The sequence below is a fragment of the Streptococcus sp. oral taxon 058 str. F0407 genome (assembly GCF_000235485.1).
In the GTDB taxonomy this organism is placed as follows: domain Bacteria; phylum Bacillota; class Bacilli; order Lactobacillales; family Streptococcaceae; genus Streptococcus.
In genome coordinates this window covers 1-738 of sequence record NZ_JH378876.1, presented here as the reverse complement: position 1 = coordinate 738, position 738 = coordinate 1, and the positions used below count along the sequence as shown (strand labels likewise).

8 tRNA genes are annotated in these 738 nt (G+C 51.4%); all 8 read right to left on the bottom strand.

The features are described 5' to 3' along the window. Nucleotides 1-2 precede the first annotated feature (2 nt). Nucleotides 3-76 (bottom strand) — tRNA-Pro (locus tag HMPREF9184_RS00250). A gap of 16 nt (nucleotides 77-92) precedes the next feature. Next, nucleotides 93-166, bottom strand: a tRNA-Arg gene (locus tag HMPREF9184_RS00245). Nucleotides 167-177: 11 nt separating this feature from the next. Continuing rightward, a tRNA-Leu gene (locus HMPREF9184_RS00240) sits at nucleotides 178-263 on the bottom strand. 7 nt (nucleotides 264-270) lie between these two features. Further along, nucleotides 271-342 (bottom strand) — tRNA-Gly (locus tag HMPREF9184_RS00235). A gap of 21 nt (nucleotides 343-363) precedes the next feature. Next, a tRNA-Thr gene (locus HMPREF9184_RS00230) sits at nucleotides 364-436 on the bottom strand. A 12-nt stretch (nucleotides 437-448) separates the two neighbouring features. After that, nucleotides 449-530: transfer RNA gene (locus HMPREF9184_RS00225), tRNA-Leu, on the bottom strand. Nucleotides 531-535: 5 nt separating this feature from the next. Continuing rightward, a tRNA-Lys gene (locus HMPREF9184_RS00220) sits at nucleotides 536-608 on the bottom strand. A gap of 22 nt (nucleotides 609-630) precedes the next feature. Continuing rightward, a tRNA-Asp gene (locus tag HMPREF9184_RS00215) sits at nucleotides 631-703 on the bottom strand. Between the last annotated feature and the right edge of the window lie 35 nt (nucleotides 704-738).

Sequence of the window (738 nt, the reverse complement as noted above, 5' to 3'; positions counted from 1 at the left end):
AATCGGGAAGACAGGATTCGAACCTGCGACACCTTGGTCCCAAACCAAGTACTCTACCAAGCTGAGCTACTTCCCGAATTAAATAGAAAAAATGCACCCTAGAGGAGTCGAACCTCTAACCGCCTGATTCGTAGTCAGGTACTCTATCCAGTTGAGCTAAGGGTGCTCATTATTATATGCCGAGGACCGGGATCGAACCGGTACGATCGTTACCAATCGCAGGATTTTAAGTCCTGTGCGTCTGCCAGTTCCGCCACCCCGGCCTCTCTAAGCGAACGACGGGATTCGAACCCGCGACCCCCACCTTGGCAAGGTGGTGTTCTACCACTGAACTACGTTCGCATCGACCTCTTCTATTTTTAATGCCGGCTACATGACTTGAACACGCGACCCTCTGATTACAAATCAGATGCTCTACCAACTGAGCTAAGCCGGCTAATTTCTACTATGCGGGTTAAGGGACTTGAACCCCCACGCCGTTAAGCGCCAGATCCTAAATCTGGTGCGTCTGCCAATTCCGCCAAACCCGCAAATATGACCCGTACTGGGCTCGAACCAGTGACCCATTGATTAAAAGTCAATTGCTCTACCAACTGAGCTAACGAGTCTAAAATAACTTCCGTTATCTTACGGTCCCGACGGGAATCGAACCCGCGATCTTCGCCGTGACAGGGCGACGTGATAACCGCTACACTACGGGACCTATGGGAGTTAACGGGATCGAACCGCTGACCCTCT